Genomic DNA, 20,989 nt, shown 5'->3' on the forward strand with positions numbered 1-20,989 from the left:
GGGGTTATCTCGAATAGAAGAAAAAAAGCTATTTGCGGGACGTCTGACCTCCAGTCCGCCCGCCGGCTCAGCCCGCTCCGCAAGGAACGGGCTTTTTCAGTTGATTGTGGGATTTCATGTCTTTCCATGCATGGTGGTTGTCCCGAAACCGAGACCACTTTCGGGGCGTGAAAACCCCATCAGGCATTCAGTAATTTTCTTTGCCTATGATCGCCGGCATGTGGGACTAACCGCAAGGCAAATCGTGGCAAGTTTGGACATGTGGCGTCAGATCAGGATGCGGCTGCTAATTGGCGTGCCGCTCGTAGTTGGCGGCACGCTTCTTCGCCACTACAGTTTTCATGCCTTCGAGCTTTTAATGTTCGGATTCTCGATTGCGCTGACCTTTTTCTCGATCTGGCTTATCTGCCGCAGTTGGCCCACTCGAGAGCAAAGACTGGAAGGCAAGAGCAGCGCCGCCTATGCCGGCGTGATCATGGCTTCATTCCTTCTTATTGTGTCCCTCTACGGAAACTACATCGTCCTGCCTGTAGTGACTGGCTGAGCGAGATTGTCTCGGACGCGTGAAGGAAGCTGCGAACGCTCGACCGACCTCATCCGAGGATGACAAGCGGCAAGGTGACCGCTTCCCACCCATCTCGGACATTTGCCGCAACCAGCCGATTGAGTTTCGACGCTAGTCCTTCAGGGGCTTGCCGAGCCGACCGGCCAGGTCCTGGGTGAACTGCCAGGCGACTCGGCCCGAGCGGCTGCCGCGCGTCGTCGCCCATTCCAGCGCTTCGGTGCGTAGCTGCTCGGGATCGATGGCCAGGCCATGATGGCTGATATAGCCGTCGATCATGTCGAGATATTCGTCCTGCGAACATTTGTGGAAGCCGAGCCACAGCCCGAAGCGGTCGGACAGCGACACCTTTTCCTCCACCGCTTCGGACGGGTTGATCGCGGTAGAGCGTTCATTGTCGATCATGTCGCGCGGCAACAGATGGCGGCGGTTCGAGGTGGCATAGAAGATGACATTGACTGGCCGACCCTCGACACCGCCCTCGAGCGCTGCCTTGAGCGACTTGTAGGAGGTGTCGTCGTGGTCGAAGGAGAGGTCGTCGCAAAACAGGATGAAGCGGAAGGGGGCCGCCTTGAGCAGGCCCATCAGCTTCGGCAGCGTGTCGATGTCCTCGCGGTGGATTTCGATCAGCTTTAGCGGCAGGTCGGACTTGGCCTTGGCGTTGATCTCGGCATGCACGGCTTTGACCAGCGACGATTTGCCCATGCCGCGCGCGCCCCACAACAGCACGTTGTTGGCCGGATAGCCGGCGGCGAAGCGTTCCGTGTTGTCGACAAGGATGTCGCGGACGCGGTCGACGCCACGGATCAGGCCGATATCGACGCGGTTGACCTTGCGCACCGGCTCCAGATAGCCCGGATCGGCCTGCCAGACGAAGCAATCGGCCTCGCCGAGGTCGGTTTGGGGCACCGGCGGCGGGGCGAGGTGGCTCACCGCCTCGATCAGCCGGTCGAGTTTCTGGTTCAGGGCTTCAATGCTGCTGTCGGTCATGTCTGTCTTTTGTTTTCGCGTTTTTGAAGTGTGGGAGCGTGGTCGTGGCCGATTCCGTCTGATACAAAACCGGTTGCAACCTTTTGTTCGAACGTGATCTTTTCCGAAAACCGTCTCGCGCTTTTCGCGCTCATGCTCTAACACGGCTCAACAGGCCGGAAAAGCAGCCGATTTGGCCGGCCGCGCAGTTGCATTGACAACTTTACCGACTATATTCCGGCCAAATTTCAAGGGGCCGCCAAATTGGCGGCTGTTTTCAAAATTCAGGAGTACCTCGATGTTCGTGACACCGGCATACGCCCAAGGTATCGGCGCCTCTCCCGACATGTTCATCAGCATTTTGCCGTTTGTCCTGATTTTCGTGATCATGTATTTTCTGATCATCCGGCCGCAGCGCACGCAGTTGAAGAAGCGCGGCGAGATGCTGGCCGCGGTCCGTCGCGGCGACACGGTCGTCACCGGCGGCGGCTTCGTCGGCAAAGTGACCAAGGTGATCGACGACAACGAGCTCGAGATCGACCTCGGCGGCGGCATGAAAGTGACCGCGCTGCGTTCGACGATCGCCGATGTGCGCGTCAAGGGCGAGCCGGTGGCAAACCAGAACGCCAAGAAATAATCCAATTTTAGGCGGAGCGATCCGCGGACACGCTCTGACGGACGACGCCATATGCTGTATTTTTCGCGCTTCAAGATGATCCTGATCTGGGTGGCCGTGGCCATCACAGTGATCCTCGCCGCGCCCAACCTCATCCCCGCAAGCACCTTGGCCCAACTGCCCAGCTGGGTGCCGAAGCGTCAGATGACGCTCGGCCTTGATCTGCAGGGCGGCTCGCACATCCTGCTGGAGATGAATCAGAACGATCTGATCAAGGACCGGCTGGAGACGACGCGCGACGAGATCCGCACGCTGCTGCGCGACGCCAAGATCGGCTATACCGGCCTTGCCGGTACCGGACGGACCTTGCAGGTCCGCATTACCGATCCCGCCCAGGTCGCTGCCGCCAAGACGGCGCTGAAGACGCTGACCGATCCGGTCGCTGCCGGCCTGTTCACCGGCGGCTCCATCCAGGAAATGACGCTCGACGACTCCGAGCCCGGCCTGCTCAAGTTCAACGTCACCGATGCCGGCATCAAGTATCGCACATCGACCGCATTGACGCAGTCGATCGAGGTGGTCGAGCGCCGCGTCAACGAACTCGGCACGACCGAACCCATCGTGCAGCGGCAGGGCGACGACCGCATCCTTGTCCAGGTGCCGGGTCTCCAGGACCCGCAAAGGCTGAAGGAAATCCTCGGCCAGACCGCCAAGCTGACCTTCCAGATGGTCGACCAGTCGATGCCGGTGCAGGACGCGCTCAATGGGCGTCCGCCTGCCGGTTCGTCGGTGCTGTATTCGCAGGACGATCCGCCGGTTCCCTATCTGATCGAGAACCGCGTCATCGTCTCGGGTGAAAACCTCGTCGATGCCCAGGCGACATACAATTCGCAGAACAACGAGCCGGTGGTGTCGTTCCGCTTCGACTCGAAGGGCGCCGCGCGCTTCGGTCAGGCAACTGCGCAGAATGTCGGCAAGCTGTTCGCCATCATCCTCGACAATCAGGTGATTTCGGCGCCGCAGATCCGCGAGCCGATCCTCGGCGGCACCGGCCAGATCTCCGGCAATTTCACCGCCCAGAGCGCCAACGACCTCGCGGTGCTGTTGCGCGCCGGCGCCTTGCCCGCGACGCTGACGGTGATCGAAGAACGCACAGTGGGTCCCGGCCTCGGCCAGGATTCGATCCATGCTGGCAAGGTGGCCGGCATCATCGGTTCTATCCTCGTCGTCGCCTTCATGTTCGTCGCCTATGGCTTCCTCGGTTTCCTCGCCAACATCGCGCTGGCGGTGCACGTGGCGATGATCGTCGGCGTGCTCTCGCTGCTTGGTGCGACGCTGACCTTGCCGGGCATCGCCGGTATCGTGCTGACCATCGGCATGGCAGTCGATTCCAACGTTCTGATCTACGAGCGCATCCGCGAGGAGCGACGCGCGGGCCGCTCCGTGATCCAGGCGATCGATACCGGTTTCACCAAGGCGCTGGCGACCATCGTCGATTCCAACATAACCTCGCTGATCGCCACCGTGGTGCTGTTCTATCTCGGTACCGGGCCGGTGAAGGGCTTTGCCATCACTTATGCGATCGGCATCCTGACAACCGTCTTCACCGCCTTCACCTTCACCCGACTGCTGGTCTCGATCTGGTTGCGCCGGGCACGTCCAAAGGAGTTGCCGCGTGCCCCGGTAACCTTCGTTCCGCCCGGCACCAAGATCCCCTTCATGGGCATCCGTCGCTGGACGTTCACGCTCTCGAGTGCACTTTCGATCCTGTCGGTGGTACTTTTCATGACCGTCGGCATCAATTACGGCATCGATTTCAAGGGTGGTTCGCTGATCGAGGTGCAGGCCAAGAGCGGCAATGCCGATCTCGCCGACCTTCGCGCGCGGCTGACCGAACTCAACATCGGTGAAGTCCAGGTCCAACAGTTCGGTACGCCGAACGACGTGTTGATCCGCGTCGGGACGCAGGATGGTGGCGAGAATGCCGAGCAGACCGTCATCGACAAGGTGCGCGGCGAGTTGCAGGACAGTTATGACTTCCGCCGCGTCGAAGTGGTTGGACCGACGGTTTCAGGCGAACTCGCGAAGCAAGGCACGATCGCCATGTTGATCGCGCTGCTTGGCATCCTGATCTATGTCTGGTTCCGCTTCGAATGGCAGTTCGCTGTCGGCGCCATCGTGGCGACGGTGCACGATGTGGTCATGACACTTGGCTTCTTCGTCATCAGCGGACTGGAGTTCAACCAGTCATCGCTGGCGGCGATCCTGACCATTATCGGCTATTCGCTGAATGACACGATCGTGGTCTATGACCGCGTTCGCGAGGATCTGCGAAAATACAAACGCATGCCGCTGCCGCAACTCTTGAACAACGCCATCAACGAGACGTTGTCGAGAACGACGCTGACCTCGGTGACGACGATCCTGGCGCTGCTGGCGCTGGTGCTGTTCGGCGGCGAGGTGATCCGCTCGTTCACCATGGCCATGCTGTTCGGCGTCGTCTTCGGCACCTATTCGTCGATCTTCATCGCCGCACCGCTGCTGATCCTGTTCAAGCTGCGGCCGCAGACTACGGCCGACGAGGAGAAGCCGGTCGGTGGCGGCAAGGCGGTCGCGACCTGACGCGCCGCCCCGAAGGGGTGACAAAACGGTGACCAGCAAAGGCATCGTCATCCGCGAGGCGCATTTTCCAGGCCGCGCGCCTATCGAAGCCTACGGCAATGGTGGGTTCCGCTTTGCCGACATGTCGCATCGCGGCTCGCTGCTCTGTCTGCCATCCGGCATCCATGGCTGGGAGCCGGCGGATCCCCTGGCGCTGACGGTGGCGGACTTCGACAGGCTGCTGACTGAGGCCGACAAGGTCGAGATCCTGCTGGTCGGCATGGGTAGGGATCTCAGGCCATTGCCCGCCGCGCTGCGGGCCGCGCTGAAGGCCGCCGGCATTGCGTCCGACCCGATGTCGACCGGTGCCGCGGTACGGACCTACAATGTCCTTCTGGCGGAAGAGCGCGCCGTGGCTGCCGCGCTCATTGCCGTCGATTGACATGTCTCAAAGCGCCAAAATCGTCATGGACGCGGTGCGCGCCGCCGATCATGACCGCTATCTGACCGCGCTTTATGCGCCGGCGGACAAGCGCGACGCGCTGTTTTCGCTCTACGCCTTCAATGCCGAGATCGCAGGCATTCGCGATCGCATCCATGAGGCGCTGCCGGGCGAGGTGCGGCTGCAATGGTGGCGCGATGTCATTGCCGCCGGCGGCGAGGCGGGCGCCGGCCATCCCACAGCTGAAGCCTTGAATGCCACCATAGCGACATTCAACCTGCCGAAACTGGCCTTCGAGAACATGCTCGATGCGCGCATCTTCGACCTCTACGACGACTCGATGCCGTCGCGCACCGATCTGGAAGGCTATTGCGGCGAGACGGCCGCCGCGCTCATCCAGCTTGCGGCGATGATACTCGATCCCGGCGAGGCGCCGCGCTTTGCCGCACTGGCGGGCAGGGCAGGCTGTGCGCAGGCGATGACCGGCCTGCTGCTCCTGTTGCCGCTGCACCGCAAACGCGGGCAATGTTTTATCCCGGCCGATATCCTTGCTGCGGCTGGCTCTTCGCCGCAGGAGTTCATCACCGGCGATGGCGGTCCTGGCGCCAAGCGCGCGGTGGCGGCAATGATCGCGCTGGCACGCGACCATCTTTCCGCCTTCGAACAGGGCGCATCGGCCTTGCCTGTCTCGCTGCGCCCGGCATTCCTGCCACTGGCCCTGTCGCGCGCCTACCTGACAAAAATGGAAAGTGGCTCGCCGCTCGATGGTGTGGCGCGGCTATCGGCTTTGCGCCGGCATTGGCTGCTGCTGCGTCGTGCGACCAAGGGCTGGCCGGCACTTTGACGTAAACGTCAATCATGCTAAGAGCTTTCCGAGTCAGAACTGTTGCCGCAGACAACAGGCCGGCCGGAGGAGATACCGATCCATGAGCTTGCCTGTGCTGGTCGCGATCGTCGCCCTTGGCATTGCGCTGTCGGTCGCCGCGGTGCATTTCACCGGCGGCAGCAAGACGGCCACGCTTGCCGGAACGGATCAGGCGCTGAGCCGTTTCGCCGAGGATTTTCCCGACGAGGTGGCGACCGTGGTGCGCCTGACGGCGGATGCCAGGACGGCGTTTCTGGATATCGGGCGAGGGCGCATCGGGATCGTTCACAGCATCGGCGACTGCTTCTTGACCCGCATCGTCACGCCTCAAGATGTCGCAGTTTTGAACGCCGGAGATGTGAATACGGTCTCGTTCCGGCTCGCCGATTTCACCTGGAAGGGCGGCCGCTTCCGCTTTGCCAGCGCAGCGGATGCGCAAGGCGTGCTGGAAGCGCTTGAGCTGCAACATCCGAATTCCGCTAGGGAGGCCGCGTGATGGACAGCTACAATTTCCCGCAAGTCACCCAACTGGCCATCCCGTTCTTCGTTGTCGCGATCCTGATCGAGCTTTGGTTGGTGCGCACCGGCCGTGCCAAGGGTTCGTTCGAGACGCGCGACACCTTGACCAGCCTGATGATGGGCACCGGCAATGTCGTTGCCGGGCTGCTGCTTGGCGTCGTGTCCTACTGTGCGCTGCTGTGGCTCTGGCAATTCCGCGTCTTCAATCTCGGCCTGTCGGTCTGGGTGTTCCTCGCCGCCTTCCTGCTCGATGATCTGCGCTACTATGTCTATCACCGCATCGCGCACCGGGTGCGCTGGGTGTGGGCCGAACACGTCAACCACCATTCCAGCCAGCACTACAATCTGTCGACGGCGTTGCGACAAAGCTGGACGGGCCTGTTCACCTTCATGTTCGTGCTGCAGGCGCCGCTGGTGCTGCTTGGCTTTCATCCGGCGGTGATTGCCTTCACCTTCGGCTTCAATCTGGTGTGGCAGTTCTGGATCCACACCGAGACCATCGGCAGAATGTGGGGCTGGTTCGAATTCGTCTTCAACACGCCGTCACACCACCGCGTCCACCACGCCACCAATCCGCGCTATCTCGACGCCAACTATGCCGGCACGCTGATCATCTGGGATCGCATGTTCGGCACCTTCGTCGGGGAACTGGAAGAAGACCGGCCGCGCTACGGCATCGTCAGAAACCTCGGCACCTTCAATCCGCTGAAAGTGGCGTTCCATGAATGGATCGGCATGTTCAGCGATGCCTTTGCGCCGGCCCTGACCTTGAGTGATCGCCTGAATTATCTGATCAAGCCCCCCGGCTGGAGCCATGACGGCTCACGCGAAACGTCGGAGACTCTCAAGGCTGCCTATGTCAGACGGAATCCAGGTGAGGCCGGCAAGCCGGGGCTGCCGATGGCAGGTGCCGAGCCAGTCGAATAGGGAGTTTACTCCGCCGCTTCGGCCGTTTCCGTTTGTACCGGCAGTCCCAGCCATTGCCGGCAATCGGCGCGTGCGCGCGATGTGATGGCGTGGCGCTTGGCGACAGTCTTGTCCTTGCCACGCATGCGTTTGCCCTCGATCTTCGGGGCTTCGACGGGCGGGAACAGGCCGAAATTGACATTCATCGGCTGGAAGGAGCGCTTTCCCGGCTCGTCATCGGAGACGATGTGGCCACCGGTGATGTGGTTGAGCAAGGCGCCGAAGGCCGTGGTGAGCGGCGGCAGCGACGGTGCCTGGCCAAGCCTTTCGGCGGCGGCGAAACGGCCGGCGAGCAGGCCGATCGCAGCACTTTCGACATAGCCTTCGCAGCCGGTGATCTGGCCGGCAAAACGCAGGCCAGGGCGCGACTTCAGCTGCAGCGAGGCGTCCAGCAAGGTCGGCGAGTTGATGTAGGTGTTGCGGTGCAGGCCGCCGAGGCGGGCGAAATCGGCGTTTTCGAGACCCGGTATGGTGCGGAACACACGCACCTGCTCGGCATGCTTCAATTTGGTCTGAAAACCGACCATGTTGTAGAGCGTGCCCAGCGCATTGTCCTGCCGCAGCTGGACGACGGCATAAGCCTTTACCGTCGGATTGTGCGCATTGGTCAGCCCCATCGGCTTCATCGGCCCGTAGCGCAGGGTCTCGACGCCACGCTCGGCCATGATCTCGATCGGCAGGCAGCCGTCGAAATAGGGCGTGCCTTCCCATTGCTTGAATTCAGTCTTCTGGCCATCGACCAGCGCCTGCACGAAGGTTAGGTACTGGTCCTTGTCCATGGGGCAATTGATGTAGTCCTTGCCGGTGCCGCCCGGCCCAACCTTGTCGTAGCGCGACTGGAACCAGCAGGTATCCATGTCGATCGTGTCGAAATGGACGATAGGCGCGATGGCGTCGAAGAAGGCCAGCGCATCGGCGCCGGTCGCTTCCGCGATCGACTGGGCAAGCGAGGGCGCGGTCAGCGGACCCGTGGCGACGATCGCCTGATCCCAATCCGCCGGCGGCAGCCCCGGCACTTCCTCGCGCTGGATGGTGATCAGCGGGTGGGCTTCGAGTTTTTTCGTTACGGCGTCGGCGAATCCGTCGCGGTCGACGGCAAGCGCGCCGCCGGCCGGCACCTGGTTGGCGTCGCCCGCGCTCATGATCAACGAGCCGGCCAGCCGCATTTCGGCGTGCAACAGGCCGACGGCGTTGTTGTCGGCGTCGTCGGAGCGGAAGGAATTGGAGCAGACCAGCTCGGCCAGGCTATTGGTCTTGTGGGCATCGGTGCCGCGAACAGGCCGCATTTCATGCAGGATGACGGGAACGCCAGCTTGCGCTGCCTGCCAGGCGGCTTCGGAGCCGGCGAGGCCGCCGCCGATGATGTGGATGGGATTTTTGCTCATGAGCGCCGGAATAATCGCTTGGTGCGGCGATTGCAATTGCCGTGCGTGGTGCGGGGCAAACAGCAGCTCGGGGATCAACCCCTGAAAACAACAACACCCGCCGGGGGAGGAGGTCCGGCGGGTGTCGTTTTTGGGGTCGACCCTCGGGAGGAGGTGAAGGCCGACCATATTCGCCATCGCCGGGGAGGAGGTCGGCTTTGGCGAAAACTCTTTCGCCATTTTTACAAGGGCGAAGCCTCTAGGGCAAAATTCGTTTTGCCCCGGGGAAACAGCGCCCGCCGCGGGAGGAGGTGCGGCGGGCGCCGTTTTGGTGGCCGACCCTCGGGAGGAGGTGAAGGTCGGGCCTACTCGTCATCGCCGGGGAGGAGGTCGGCTTTGACGAAAACTCTTTCGCTTTTTTACAAGGGGCGAAGCCTCTGGGGCAAAATTCGTTTTGCCCCGGGGAAAACAACGCCCGCCGCGGGAGGAGGTGCGGCGGGCGCCGTTTTGGTGGTCAACCCTCGGGAGGAGGTGAAGGTTGACCGGATCCGTCAGGGTCGGGGAGGAGGTCGACCCTGGCGAAATTCTGGTTAGATCGCCTGGCGGGCGATGATCTTGATTTCGTCGCGGACGATACCGAGGTCATGCAGCTGGCGGTTCGAAAGGCGACCCAACTCGGTAACCGTCTCGCGATAAACGCGCCAGTTACGATAGTTGCGGATCAGGTTCATTGTCGTTCTCTTTTTCAAAACTGGTTCGGACCATTTGCGGTCCGAAGAATTAGACCGCCTTGCGAGCGACGTAAGGAATGTCGCTGCGGCTGATGCCGAGGTCGGTCAGTTCACGGTTGCTCAGGCGGCTCAGCTCGGACACGGTGTCCCTGTAGCGGCGCCAGTTGCGGTAGTTGCGGATCAGGTTCATGGTAGTTCTCGTTTCGTCTTTCTTGCGGATCATTCCGTTTGTGTACGAAGCATAAATAGGCGGACCCATATCGATTTAAAAGCGCTATGGCTGCATGGCAGCAATGCAAATTGTGCAATGCAGCATTAACGAGCGTTCACGGACCTGACACAAAGAAACCCGAATCGGAAAATGCCGTCGCGTCAACGGTTTGACCGGATCGGCTGAAAAAAAGACCAAACTGGGGGAGAAGCGGGATGGCGAGTTATTCGTCGCGGGTCAGGGCGGATATCGCGCGCTGGCAGCAGGCTGGCCTGATCGACGCCACCATTGCCGATTCCCTGGCGCGCGATGTCGAGGCCAACGAGCGCAAGTCGCTCAGCTTCGGCTCGATCCTGGCGATGATGGCTGCCTTGCTGTTCGGCGCCGCCATCCTGATTTTCGTCGCCGCCAACTGGGACGCGATCCCGCGGCTGGCGCGCGTCCTGGCACTCTTTGCGGTCATCCTTGGCGGCTATGTCGGCGGCGCGCTGTTGAAGACGCGCGACCATGCGGCGATCGGCGAGGCGTTGTGGATCGTGGCGGCGGCGGCTTTCGGCGGGTCGATCGCGCTGATCGGCCAGATGTATCATCTGTCCGGCGACGAGGCGTCGGCTCTGGTCACCTGGGGTGCCGGCACGGCACTCGCGGCTGTGGCGCTGCGTTCGAACCCGCTGACCGTGGCTTCGGTCGGCATTGCCGATGCCTGGCTGTTCCTGAAGGGCTTCGATTATTACAGCCGTAGCGAATTTCCGCATGCCTTCGTCGTCATGGCGATCGTGCTGTTTGCCGTCTCGTTCTGGACCCGCAGCCAGCCGGCGCGGCACCTGATCATCCTGTCGGTGCTGTTCTATCTTGTGCTGCTGGTCACCAACCACGACACGCTGCAGGTGGCGATCCCGCTGGTCGTTGCGTCGGCGCTGCTGTTCGCGGCCTCGGTCTTCGCGCCAGATACGGTTGACAGGATCGTGCAGCTCGGCGGTCGCTTGCCCTTGCACGCGCTGCTCGGCTTCCTCACCGGCCTGGCCATGATCCAGTTCGAACTGGCTGGCGAGAGCACCTACAACAGCGGTTTCGCCATCGCTTCGGTCGTCGCGCTGGCCGGCATCGTCGCGGCAATCGTGCTGGCAGGACGGGAGAGCCGTGGTTTGCGCTGGCTTGCCTATGCCGGCTTCGCCTTCGAACTCGCCATCATCTATGTGGTGACGTTGCAATCGATGCTCGATACGGCCGGCTTCTTCCTTGCCGCCGCGGTGCTGCTCGGCATCCTTGCACTGGTCATCATCCGCGTGGAAAAACGCATGAAGGGCCCAGTTGCCATGGGAGCCACGGCATGATGACCGGAAAAAGACTTATTGTCTCGGCGCTGGTGCTGGCACTTGTCCAGATCGGCTTCCTGAGCTGGATCATCGCCGGCCGCGCGGCGATCCTGCGCAACGGCAAGGAAGTGCTGCTGAAGATCGAGCCCGTCGATCCGCGCGACCTCCTGCGCGGCGACTATATTATCCTGGGCTACGAGATTTCGCGCATACCGGCGAAAATGATCGCCAACATTCCGCCCGACAAACTTTCCAGCGACGACACCTCGATTGTCGTCCGCCTCAAGAAGGGCGCCGACGGCTATTGGCAGCCGACGACCGCCTGGTTCGGCAAGGCGCCGATGCCGGCCGCTGCCGACGAGGCCGATATATCAGGCCACGTCGCAGAGGGCTGGGATCTTCGCAGCGAAGGGGCGACCATCGCGCCGGACTACGGCATCGAGCGCTTCTATCTGCCGGAAGGCGAGGGGATGGCGATCCAGAACGACATGCGGGTGCGCCCGTTCGGCATCCGCCTGGCGCTCGCCGGCGACGGCACCGCGCAGATCAAGGCGCTGGTGGACGGCGACAAGACGCTGTTCGAGGAACCGCTTTATTAATGTCCTTGTTTGCCGTGGTGTGAAGCATGCCAGTTACCTTGTCGACGCGTGAGGACATCAACCTCGACACTGTTTTCCGCGTCGCCTGGGAGAAGGACACGGTGGCGATCTGCGAGAAGGCCCTGCAGCGCATTGCCGAATGCCGCGCCTCATTCCTCAAGCTCATTGAAACCGATCCGCCGCCGGTCATCTATGGCGTCACCACCGCCATGGGGGAGTTGGCGAGCCGCAAGCTCGAACCTGATGAGCGAGACCGCCATGCGCGCATCAAGGCGTTCGCCGCCGCCACTTCCTTCGGCGATCCCTTGCCGGATCGTGTGGTCCGGGCAATCGTGCTTGCCCGCCTGACGAACTTCGTCGAGGGCAACGCCGCCACCACGCCGCGCATCGCGCTTGCCGTTGCCGCAATGCTCGATGGTCGGCCGATGCCAACGGTACCGGCTTCGGGCCAGGGCGGCGCCGGCGAGATCCTTGCGCTCTATCCGCTGTTTGCCGAGCTTACGACGCGCTTCGACCTCGAGGTAAAGGAACGCGGCTCGCTGATCAACGGCTCGCCCTGCGCTGCCGCTCTGGTGGCTGATGCCGCGCTGGCGGCGCGTCGCCGCATCCGCATGGCGCAAAAAGTGTTCGCGCTGTCGATCGAGGCGTTTCGCGCGCCGCTCGAACATTATGACGCGGCGCTCGACGCGCTGTGGGGCGATGAGCATGAAGCTGCGGCCCTGCAGGGGTTGCGGGAATTTCTGGTCGGCGCCGGCGATGGGCGACGCAACTACCAGGCGCCGGTCAGCTACCGCATCGTGCCGCGCGTCCTCGGCCAGGCGCATCGAGCGTTGTCGACGGCGGAGCAAGCGGCCACCGTGTCGCTGGCCTCGATATCGGACAATCCGGTCTATATCCCGCCCGATGATGGGCATCCGTTCGGGCGCTGTATCAGCACGGGCGGCTATCACAATGCCATGGCGACGCCGGCGCTGGACGATCTGGCGGCGATATGGGCCGACATCTGCCTGCTCTGCGATCGCCACGCCTCAAAACTCCTGAACGGCAAGGTGTCGCTGCTGCCGGATCTCTTGATGGCCGGACGGCACTCAGCCGACAGCGACGGCCACGGCAATGTCGGCTATGTGCCGATGGCGATCACCGGCTATCTCGAGCAAGCCAAGCTGGCGGCGCAGCGCACCTTCATTCCCGGAACGGAGTCGGCCGGCGCCGGACAGGACGATGTCGCCACGACGGCGTTCTTCGCATGGACCAAGGAAGCGACCGCCGGCCGCTGCGTCGATGCCGCCATGGCGATGCTGGCGATGATCGCTTCCCAGGCGCTGCACGTCACCGAACGCGCGCCACCGCCGGCGCTTCAGGCCTTCGTCGATGAGATCAGAAATATTGTGCCGCCAGTCGGCGACGATCGCGTGCTGGGGCCGGAGCTGGCACAGCTGGCCGCGTGGTTCACGAGGAGGGTGTTCGAGGCGTAGACGCCGATGCCGGGACGGTCGCGGCCGGCGGCCGTGGTGCGCGCGAGCGGATGGGGTTCGAACCTGGACCGGTCCTCCTTCGCCAAGGCTTCGGAGGACACTCCTTCGCGCAAAGAGCTTCAGGTGGCCTGCCACCCGAAGCTCGAAGAGCGAAGGGTGGTGCGGGTAGAGGGACTCGAACCCCCACGTTTTCACGCCAGAACCTAAATCTGGTGCGTCTACCAATTCCGCCATACCCGCCGATCTGGTGACCTGTGCCACGTCTATGTCACAAGCCATGACACAAGTTCAAGCGACTAAAGCCAACGGACACAGGGTGTGGGGCTGGTCAGCGTGTCTTGCTCGACCCATGGCCCAAAGTTTGTTCGAACTGGGGCGCTGACGTCGCCCCCCAGTTTCTATCCATCTTTGAGTTCGTTTCAGGCATTGGCTTTGCCCTGATGGGCGGGTGGAGCAACAGGCGCTGGCGCGGGGCCTTTGGCAGTGCGAAGCGGTTACTTGTCGGTAGCCACCTGCGTCGCCAGCCAGGGCAGCATGACGATTTTGCCGCCGAACCCGCCAGCGTCGATACGTGTGTGGATATCTTTCGCCGCGGCTAGTGGTTCGCGACCGACAACCATCGGATGAATGGCGCCGTTGCGGAGCAACTCGAACAAGGCAGCCATGTCAGTCCTAAACTCTTCAGGATGCGACAAGCGGCGGTCTGTGATGCTGTACCAAAGCGCCGTTCGGCCACGGAACAGGAAGCTCAATGCGCCCCATAGCTTCAGGCGTGCCAAACCTAGCCCCGCCGCGATCAAGTTTTCGCGCCCGATCGCCATTGTCTGGGAGCCGTAGCCGATGAGGGTGCCCCCCGGCGCGAGACAGGCGAATGACCGGTTGAAATGCGCCCCTCCGATGGCATCGAATGCCGCATCGACACCGGCGCCGCCAATCCGCCCAGTCGTGAGTTTGCGGACCACATCAACGAAGTCGCCAGCCCGATAGTCGACTGCTTTACCGCCAAATCGCTCAACCGCGGCGAGGTTCGCCGCCGAACACGTGCCGATTGCCTTGAGGCCAAGATGACGCGAGAGATCGAGTAGCGCCGTACCGACCGAGCCTGATGCGCCGATAACGAGGATCGTATCGCCGGGTGATAAGCGCCGATAGCGCGTGAGCATCTGAAAGGCTGTAAGGTAGGCGAGCGGTATGCAAACGGCCTCTGCCGCATCGACGCCGGCTGGAACCGGCACAAGAAAACGCGCGGGACGAATCGCATATTGCGCGTAACCACCGACTACGCAGAGATCGGCAACGATTTGCCCCTCACGCGGCAAGACAACGTCGGGACCAGCCTTCTCCACAACACCTACGAGGTCGTAGCCGGGAGTAAACGGCAGCGGTCCTTTGAAGTCGGGGTAACGGCCACGCCGAATGAAGCTATCCGTGAAACCGGTTCCGGCTGCCAGAACCTTGATGCGTACCTCGCCAGCACCCGGATTTGGGATTGTTGGCTCGCTCACCAGTTCCAGGACCTCGGGGCCACCGAAGTGGGATATGCGAACGTGTTGCCAAGACATTGCGGAACCGTAGCACATTCGATTCCATAGGTGATGCCTGATATTGTGCGTCCACCCTCCACGAGGTGTCCGAGCCACCGTGGCAGCTCCGGTAGCGAGCTGGCTGGGGGCAACCTAAATCTGGTGCGTCTACCAGTTCCGCCATACCCGCATGGACCGGCAATCCCATGTAGCCATCATTCCGTCAATGTCGGGAACAAGGCTGGGTCAGGGCTAAAATGATGGTTGTTCGCCGAAATGCGAAGACTGTTGAAAATTAGCCTCGCCTGTGACAAAAGGCGTGTCAAATGTGACGGGACGCGACGATCCGCTTCTACAGAATGTGATAAGAAGTAGGAAAAACAAGAACTTATTCACATTTTGGAACGCAGTTTGGGAGAGTTTGAGCCGTATTTTCGGTCAAATCGCCAGGTTCCGTACCAAAAGCCATTCCCGGCAAGAATATACCGGCAGGCTGTAAACGGCAGAGGCCGTGGCAGTCTCATTGGTGAAAACAAAGGTTTTACGATGCAGGTCACCGAAACGCTCAACTCCGGTCTCAAGCGCGAGATCAAGATCACCGTGCCGGCTGGTGACATGGAAGCCAAGCTGATGGCGCGGCTCTCGGATGCCAGGAACAAGGTCCGCATCAACGGCTTCCGTCCCGGCAAGGTGCCGGTGCAGCACCTGCGCAAGGTCTACGGCAAGTCGTTCATGGCCGAAGTGGTCAACGAAATCCTCAACGATTCGACCCGTTCGATCATCACCGGGCGTGGCGAAAAGGCTGCCATGCAGCCCGAAGTCATCATGACCGAGGACGAGAAGGAAGCCGAGAAGATCTTGGCCGGCGGCGCCGACTTCGAGTTCCGCCTCAACTACGAGATCATCCCGGCGATCGAGATCAAGGACTTTTCCGACATTAAGGTGACGCGCCAGGTGTTCGACGTGCCGGATACGGAGATCGACGAGCAGGTCCAGCGCGTCGCCGAATCGGCGCGCAGCTACGAGCCGAAGACCGGCAAGGCCGCCAATGGCGACCGCGTCTCAATCGACTATGTCGGCAAGATCGACGGCGAGGCCTTCAATGGCGGTGCCGGCACCGATCAGCCGCTGGTGCTGGGCTCGAAGGAGTTCATCCCCGGCTTCGAGGATCAGCTTGTCGGCGCCAAGGCCGGTGACGAAAAGCAGGTCACCGTGACCTTCCCGGAAAACTACCAGGCAGCGCATCTGGCCGGCAAGGAAGCGACCTTCGACGTCACCGTCAAGGAAGTGTCCCAGCCCGGCGCGTTGGAAATCAACGACGAGACCGCCAAGAACCTCGGCCTGGAGTCGCTGGAGCGCCTGCGCGACGTCGTGCGCGGCCAGATCGAGAACCAGTTCGGCGCCATGACGCGGCAGAAGGTCAAGCGTCAGCTGCTCGACCAGCTCGACGCGGCCTACTCGTTCGAGGCGCCATCGAAGCTCGTCGACGCCGAGTTCAACAACATCTGGGCGCAGGTCAATCGTGACCTGGAAGCAGCCGGACGCACCTTCGCCGACGAAGAGACGACGGAAGAAGAGGCGCGTGCCGAGTATCTGCGGCTTGCCGAGCGCCGCGTGCGCCTCGGTCTGGTGCTGGCTGAAATCGGCGAGAAGGCCGGTGTCACCGTATCGGACGAGGAGTTGCAGCGCGGCTTGTTCGAGCAGGTGCGCCGCTACCCGGGTAACCAGCAGCAGGAAGTCTTCGAGTTCTACCGCAACAACCCGGAAGCGTTGAACACGCTGCGGGCGCCGATGTTCGAGGAGAAGGTGGTCGACCATCTGCTCGGCCAGATTTCGGTCACCGACGTCAAGGTCAGCAAGGAAGAGCTGATGGCCGACGACGACGAGGACGAGACCGCCGTCAAGGCGAAGCCGGCGAAGAAAGCCGCCGCCAAGAAGGCCGACGACAAGGCGAGCGACGCCAAGTCTGGCGACGACGCGGAAGAGCCCAAGAAGAAGGCCGCGCCGAAGAAGAAGGCCGCCAAGGACGCCGAATAACACAAGCGTTCAGCTGAAACAGGAAAGGCCGCCCTCCGAGGCGGCCTTTTTCGTTGCCAAACTGCAACAGCCGGCACGCTTCGCGAGCGATGGCCTGTGGCGACCAAGCTTTGATCATTATCTGCGCTCCTATTGAAAGCCGGTTGGCTGTTGGAGGGCGTGTTGAGGCTGTTCGTCGAAATGGGACACGCTGCGGCAATCGCGTTAGTGCTTGTCTCGGTCTGCGGCATTGCCCGGGCCGAAACGGTGCTTGACAACTGGCGGTTCGACACGGGCGAGGATGGCCTCGTCACGGCGTCGCTCTATGCCACAAACAAGCTGATCACCGGCGGCGGCGCCTTGAGCTACAGCCCGATCCTGACGATTGCCTGCCGGGCAAACGGTGAGCCGCATTGGACCGAATGGCTGCAACTGAACGACACCGTTTCGGCCAGCCGCAAGATCACCATGTCGGTCACGGTCGACCAGGGCAGCAAGTTCGATGAAAGCTGGTCGGTCGGGCCGCGCGGCAGGATGCTGGTGCGGGACGGCGCCGACGGCATCAAGCGCCTTGTTGCCGCGAACCGGCTCCAGCTTTCGTGGCGGTTCGGGCTGCTGTCGGGACGCGGCGAGGCCGATTTCGACCTCGCCGGGTTCGGCGAAGCGGTCAACCAGGTTGCCGGCAGCTGCAACACGGATGTTCCTTGAGCCGCTGCAGACCACCTAAACCTTTGTACGGTCGACCTCTTCTACCTACCGGCCAGATTCGGTGGTATATAGGTGCCGCAACTCCATTTGGGGGTAGAAGCGGATAATCTGTTCTGCCGTGCAAGGCGCGTATTGCTGGTGGTAGCGGCAGCTCAGATCATCTCAGGCACATTTGACGATCAGGGAGGAAAAGTCATGCGCTTAGTCGCGTTTTTCGCCGTCGTGTCTGTTGCAACCTTCGTGGCCAATCCATCGCAAGCCCAGGATTCTGCGGCTGGCGAGAAGGTCTTCACCAAATGCAAGGTCTGCCACATCGCAGACGAGGACAAGAACAAGATCGGTCCGTCGCTGCACGGCGTCATCGGACGCACCGCCGGTACGCATCCGGATTTCAAATATTCCGATGCCATGATTGCGGCCGGCAAATCCGGCGTCAAATGGGACGAACCAACACTGACGACCTATCTTCACGATCCCAAGGCCATGGTCAAAGGGACCAAGATGACGTTTCCCGGCCTCAAGAACGATGCAGACGTGGCCAACGTCATTGCCTATCTGAAAACGTTCTCCAAATGAGCTGGCTCCTACGCCGTCCGTCTAACATCTTGTTTTTCTGTGATCTTATTCGAACCGAAGGGCGGCGTAAGCAAAGACCTGGTTTCAGTTTTCGCTCGAGCCTTCAGTTCGGGATCATGGCCTAGGTTGCCTGCTTCCATCGGTCTGAGATGTCGACTAGGGAAAACCGCCTCAAGGATACCGGCATCCGCCTCTCGGAAGCGACGGCGGGTGATTTCTTCGCGCTTTTGAAGCCGCGGGTCATGGCGCTTGCCGTATTCACCGCTTTCGTTGGCCTGATGGCGGCGCCTGGCGCGATGAATCCGGTCATCGCCGTGATTGCAATCGGTGCGATTGCGATCGGAGCAGGAGCGGCTGGAGCTCTGAACATGTGGTACGACGCGGACATCGACGCGCTGATGTCGCGCACATCAAAGCGGCCGGTTCCGTCGGGCCGCGTCACGCCGGGTGAAGCTCTCGGCTTCGGCCTGGTGCTTTCCGCACTTTCGGTCATGATGCTCGGCGTGCTGGTGGGCTGGCTTGCCGCATCGCTGCTGGCCTTCACCATCTTCTTCTACGTCGTCATCTATACGATGTGGCTGAAGCGCTCGACGCCGCAGAACATCGTTATTGGCGGCGCGGCGGGCGCCCTTCCTCCGGTCATCGGCTGGGCGGCTGCAACCGGCGCCATCGGCATTGAAAGCCTCATCCTGTTCCTGATCATCTTTCTGTGGACGCCACCCCATTTCTGGGCGCTCGCGCTGTTCAAGGTCGGCGACTACGCCGCTGCCGGCATCCCGATGATGCCGAACGTGGCCGGCCAGGCCTCGACCAGAAAACAGATATTCGCCTATTCACTGCTCCTGGCGCCAGTCGGCGTGCTGCCTTGGGCGTTCGGATTCGCGAGCGGGTTCTATGGAGTTGTTTCGGCTGCATTGGGCGCGGGTTTCATCTGGCAGGCCTGGAAGGTTCTGGTCGCTCCGGACAAGGAGACGAAGCCTGCAAAGGCGCTGTTTGCCTTCTCGATTTTCTATCTTTTCGCGATCTTTGCCATACTGCTTGCCGATACCATCGCAAAGCGAGCGTTTATGTCAGCCTGAGGTTGACGGCATGACCGCAGTTGTCGGAATACCCGCCGGGGTCGAGATGGCCGGTCTGTAATTTCTGCATTGAAGGCGTTGCAGATCAGGATTGGCTCGAACATCACGATGGTACTGCACAGAATCCCAGGATCAGCAGGGCGACGATGCCAAGGCCGAGGATGAGAAGCGTCCTTCCGTCCATGATCTTCACCTTTGACTTGGCGTGTGATCCTGTTTCGGACAGGATCATGCGCCAATCAACGCGGTGCAGCGTCCTTTACGCGCCCAAAGAGGGCGCGCGGCGCTGTGCGAGAATATCGAAAAAAGACCACCAGAGCTAGCCAGGCCCGCCGGAGCTCTTCTGACAAAGGGCGACAAGTCTCTGGCAAGAGAGTATGTTGATTGCGGTGCAGGTCGCGGTTTTGCGTGGCCATCACGCTGAACGGAAGCACCGCGAAACCGCGACCTTGCCGGACCAGGTCTGGAGGAACGGTCATGGCAAGCTTTCATGTGATAGCAGGCGCCAGCGAGACGCTGGAACATACCAAAATTCGAAAAATCGGTGTTTCCGACCTTTTCGACGCGCTCAAGCGGGGCGTCGACGATTTCATGGTCAAACCGTCGCACATCGTTTTTCTCTGCCTGATCTATCCGCTCGTGGGCGTCGTGCTCGCCGCCTGGACTTCTGGCGCCAATGCGTTGCCGTTGTTGTTTCCGCTGGTTTCCGGTTTTGCGCTGATTGGCCCATTCGCGGCGATAGGCCTCTATGAGATCAGCCGCAGACGGGAAGCCGGACTCGACACCTCCTGGAGGCACGCTTTCGACGTCAGGAAATCTCCGGCGCTGCCGGCCATCGCGGCGGTCGGGATCATGCTGTTTGCAATCTTCATCACCTGGCTTTTGACGGCGCAGATGTTCTACCAATATCTGTTCGGCCCGGCGCCGCCGGAATCGATATCCGGCTTCATCAATGAAATATTTGCCACCGGACGCGGCTGGACGCTGATTATCCTGGGGCACGCCATCGGCTTCGTCTTCGCTGTGGTGGTGTTGTGCACAACGGTCGTCGCCTTCCCATTGTTGCTCGACCGCGACGTCGGTGCGTACGAAGCCATCCACACCTCGGTGCGTGCGGTGCTGGCGAACCCGATCACCATGGCTGTCTGGGGACTGATTGTCGCCGTCGCCCTGATCATCGGCTCGCTGCCGGTGTTCGCCGGGCTGGCCATCGTATTGCCGATCCTCGGTCACGCCACCTGGCATGTTTACCGCAAGGTCGTGGAGTCGCCCGCCAGACCGGCGAGTTGAGGACATTCTGCCTCACCGCACCGGCGAGGGCGCCGGTGCAAGTTTGATCGAAGCCGTCAGTAAGCCGGGTGACTGAAGCGGGCTTGGTATGCGCCCATGGTCAGGCTGCGAAAGTCCTTGCCGCTGACATGCACCAGCGTTCTGTGGTCGCCGCCTTCGAAGTAGACGTCGGCGGCATCGCCAAGGCTTTCATCGACAATCACCGGCACATCGTAGGCTGCGCCGATCGGCGGAATGGCGCCGGTGTCGCAATCGCCGAAGAGAGAAATCACCTCGTCTTCTGAGGCAAGTCCAAGACGCTTGTCCATGACGTCTTGCAACCTGCCAAGCTCGATCCTGTGGGTGCTCGGAACCACGGCCAGCGTATAGCCAAGCTCGTGGTGAACGACCACGGATTTCGCCACGATGCTGCCGGGCACATGCGCGGCTATCGCCGACTGCCGGCTTGTTGAAGTGCGATGATGAGCGACGGTGTCGTAGGAAATTCCCTTGCCGTCGATGAAGTCCTTCAGTCTGGTTGCGATCGTCATCTTGGCCTCCCTTGCCGGAGTTCGTGACGTA

The 20,989-nt window shown here is 61.6% G+C and carries 22 protein-coding genes and 1 tRNA gene; 15 read left to right on the forward strand and 8 right to left on the reverse strand.

Annotated features, from left to right (window positions below; genetic code table 11):
* Positions 1–259: 259 nt before the first annotated feature.
* Positions 260–544, forward strand: coding sequence for a hypothetical protein (locus EJ076_RS18790; RefSeq protein WP_126068895.1), 285 nt, complete (start codon positions 260–262; stop codon positions 542–544).
* 132 nt (positions 545–676) lie between these two features.
* Here EJ076_RS18790 and EJ076_RS18795 read toward each other — a convergent pair whose 3' ends face one another.
* The gene (locus EJ076_RS18795) at positions 677–1,552 is read right to left on the reverse strand and encodes an ATP-binding protein (protein ID WP_126068896.1); all 876 of its coding nucleotides are present in this window, start codon (positions 1,550–1,552) and stop codon (positions 677–679) included.
* Between the two features lie 277 nt (positions 1,553–1,829).
* Here EJ076_RS18795 and yajC point away from each other — a divergent pair, with 277 nt between their 5' ends.
* The 6 genes from yajC to EJ076_RS18825 all read left to right on the forward strand — a co-directional run bounded on the left by yajC (position 1,830) and on the right by EJ076_RS18825 (position 7,501).
* Entirely contained in the window at positions 1,830–2,168 is a 339-nt protein-coding gene (gene yajC, locus EJ076_RS18800; RefSeq protein WP_109668872.1) for a preprotein translocase subunit YajC, read from the forward strand.
* 51 nt (positions 2,169–2,219) lie between these two features.
* Complete coding sequence (secDF, locus tag EJ076_RS18805; RefSeq protein WP_109668874.1) at positions 2,220–4,769, forward strand: protein translocase subunit SecDF; 2,550 nt, start codon at positions 2,220–2,222, stop codon at positions 4,767–4,769.
* A 28-nt stretch (positions 4,770–4,797) separates the two neighbouring features.
* Positions 4,798–5,190, forward strand: coding sequence for an Mth938-like domain-containing protein (locus tag EJ076_RS18810; RefSeq protein WP_109668876.1), 393 nt, complete (start codon positions 4,798–4,800; stop codon positions 5,188–5,190).
* A 1-nt stretch (position 5,191) separates the two neighbouring features.
* Entirely contained in the window at positions 5,192–6,034 is an 843-nt protein-coding gene (locus tag EJ076_RS18815) for a phytoene/squalene synthase family protein (protein ID WP_164548681.1), read from the forward strand.
* 82 nt (positions 6,035–6,116) lie between these two features.
* Entirely contained in the window at positions 6,117–6,551 is a 435-nt protein-coding gene (locus tag EJ076_RS18820; protein WP_109668880.1) for a hypothetical protein, read from the forward strand.
* Positions 6,551–7,501, forward strand: coding sequence for a sterol desaturase family protein (locus EJ076_RS18825; protein ID WP_206438727.1), 951 nt, complete (start codon positions 6,551–6,553; stop codon positions 7,499–7,501). Before EJ076_RS18820 ends, EJ076_RS18825 begins: the two co-directional genes overlap by 1 nt.
* Positions 7,502–7,506: 5 nt before the next feature.
* On the opposite strand, the gene trmFO is transcribed toward EJ076_RS18825, so the two are convergent.
* From trmFO to EJ076_RS18840, 3 genes are all read right to left on the reverse strand, one after another.
* On the reverse strand, positions 7,507–8,925 hold the full coding sequence (gene trmFO, locus EJ076_RS18830) for a methylenetetrahydrofolate--tRNA-(uracil(54)-C(5))-methyltransferase (FADH(2)-oxidizing) TrmFO (protein WP_126068898.1): 1,419 nt from the start codon (positions 8,923–8,925) through the stop codon (positions 7,507–7,509).
* A 569-nt stretch (positions 8,926–9,494) separates the two neighbouring features.
* Positions 9,495–9,635: a DUF1127 domain-containing protein gene (locus tag EJ076_RS18835; RefSeq protein WP_013531314.1), complete on the reverse strand. Its 141-nt coding sequence runs from the start codon at positions 9,633–9,635 to the stop codon at positions 9,495–9,497.
* A gap of 49 nt (positions 9,636–9,684) precedes the next feature.
* A complete protein-coding gene (locus EJ076_RS18840; RefSeq protein ID WP_013531315.1) occupies positions 9,685–9,825 on the reverse strand; it encodes a DUF1127 domain-containing protein in 141 nt (46 codons plus the stop codon).
* 236 nt (positions 9,826–10,061) lie between these two features.
* On the opposite strand from EJ076_RS18840, the gene EJ076_RS18845 reads away from it, so the two are divergent.
* From EJ076_RS18845 to EJ076_RS18855, 3 genes are read left to right on the forward strand one after another with little or no spacing between them, the layout of a single operon-like run.
* Positions 10,062–11,180 carry a DUF2157 domain-containing protein gene (locus EJ076_RS18845; protein WP_109668887.1) on the forward strand — a complete coding sequence of 373 codons (1,119 nt, stop codon included), beginning with the start codon at positions 10,062–10,064 and terminating at the stop codon, positions 11,178–11,180.
* Positions 11,177–11,761 (forward strand): GDYXXLXY domain-containing protein, encoded by a 585-nt coding sequence (locus tag EJ076_RS18850; RefSeq protein WP_126068899.1) that lies wholly within the window; start codon positions 11,177–11,179, stop codon positions 11,759–11,761. Before EJ076_RS18845 ends, EJ076_RS18850 begins: the two co-directional genes overlap by 4 nt.
* 26 nt (positions 11,762–11,787) lie before the next feature.
* A complete protein-coding gene (locus tag EJ076_RS18855) occupies positions 11,788–13,236 on the forward strand; it encodes an aromatic amino acid lyase (RefSeq protein WP_126068900.1) in 1,449 nt (482 codons plus the stop codon).
* A 157-nt stretch (positions 13,237–13,393) separates the two neighbouring features.
* On the opposite strand, the gene EJ076_RS18860 is transcribed toward EJ076_RS18855, so the two are convergent.
* Together EJ076_RS18860 and EJ076_RS18865 are read right to left on the reverse strand one after the other, a co-directional pair.
* Positions 13,394–13,476 (reverse strand) — tRNA-Leu (locus EJ076_RS18860).
* A 254-nt stretch (positions 13,477–13,730) separates the two neighbouring features.
* A complete protein-coding gene (locus EJ076_RS18865) occupies positions 13,731–14,741 on the reverse strand; it encodes a zinc-binding dehydrogenase (RefSeq protein ID WP_164548682.1) in 1,011 nt (336 codons plus the stop codon).
* Positions 14,742–15,305: 564 nt separating this feature from the next.
* On the opposite strand from EJ076_RS18865, the gene tig reads away from it, so the two are divergent.
* From tig to EJ076_RS18885, 4 genes are all read left to right on the forward strand, one after another.
* Complete coding sequence (gene tig / locus EJ076_RS18870) at positions 15,306–16,796, forward strand: trigger factor (protein ID WP_109668895.1); 1,491 nt, start codon at positions 15,306–15,308, stop codon at positions 16,794–16,796.
* Between the two features lie 162 nt (positions 16,797–16,958).
* A complete protein-coding gene (locus tag EJ076_RS18875; protein WP_126068902.1) occupies positions 16,959–17,483 on the forward strand; it encodes a hypothetical protein in 525 nt (174 codons plus the stop codon).
* Between the two features lie 195 nt (positions 17,484–17,678).
* The gene (locus tag EJ076_RS18880) at positions 17,679–18,059 is read left to right on the forward strand and encodes a cytochrome c family protein (protein ID WP_109668897.1); all 381 of its coding nucleotides are present in this window, start codon (positions 17,679–17,681) and stop codon (positions 18,057–18,059) included.
* Positions 18,060–18,208: 149 nt separating this feature from the next.
* Entirely contained in the window at positions 18,209–19,138 is a 930-nt protein-coding gene (locus tag EJ076_RS18885) for a heme o synthase (RefSeq protein ID WP_109668900.1), read from the forward strand.
* A gap of 103 nt (positions 19,139–19,241) precedes the next feature.
* Here EJ076_RS18885 and EJ076_RS36050 read toward each other — a convergent pair whose 3' ends face one another.
* The gene (locus tag EJ076_RS36050) at positions 19,242–19,370 is read right to left on the reverse strand and encodes a hypothetical protein (protein WP_281036065.1); all 129 of its coding nucleotides are present in this window, start codon (positions 19,368–19,370) and stop codon (positions 19,242–19,244) included.
* A gap of 245 nt (positions 19,371–19,615) precedes the next feature.
* Here EJ076_RS36050 and EJ076_RS18890 point away from each other — a divergent pair, with 245 nt between their 5' ends.
* Positions 19,616–20,428 (forward strand): DUF2189 domain-containing protein, encoded by an 813-nt coding sequence (locus EJ076_RS18890; RefSeq protein WP_109668902.1) that lies wholly within the window; start codon positions 19,616–19,618, stop codon positions 20,426–20,428.
* Positions 20,429–20,484: 56 nt separating this feature from the next.
* Here the strand turns inward: EJ076_RS18890 and EJ076_RS18895 are convergent, their stop codons facing one another.
* On the reverse strand, positions 20,485–20,958 hold the full coding sequence (locus EJ076_RS18895) for an aminoacyl-tRNA deacylase (RefSeq protein WP_126068903.1): 474 nt from the start codon (positions 20,956–20,958) through the stop codon (positions 20,485–20,487).
* Positions 20,959–20,989 lie beyond the last annotated feature (31 nt).

Source organism: Mesorhizobium sp. M7D.F.Ca.US.005.01.1.1 (assembly GCF_003952545.1).
Taxonomy (GTDB): Bacteria; Pseudomonadota; Alphaproteobacteria; order Rhizobiales; family Rhizobiaceae; genus Mesorhizobium; species Mesorhizobium loti.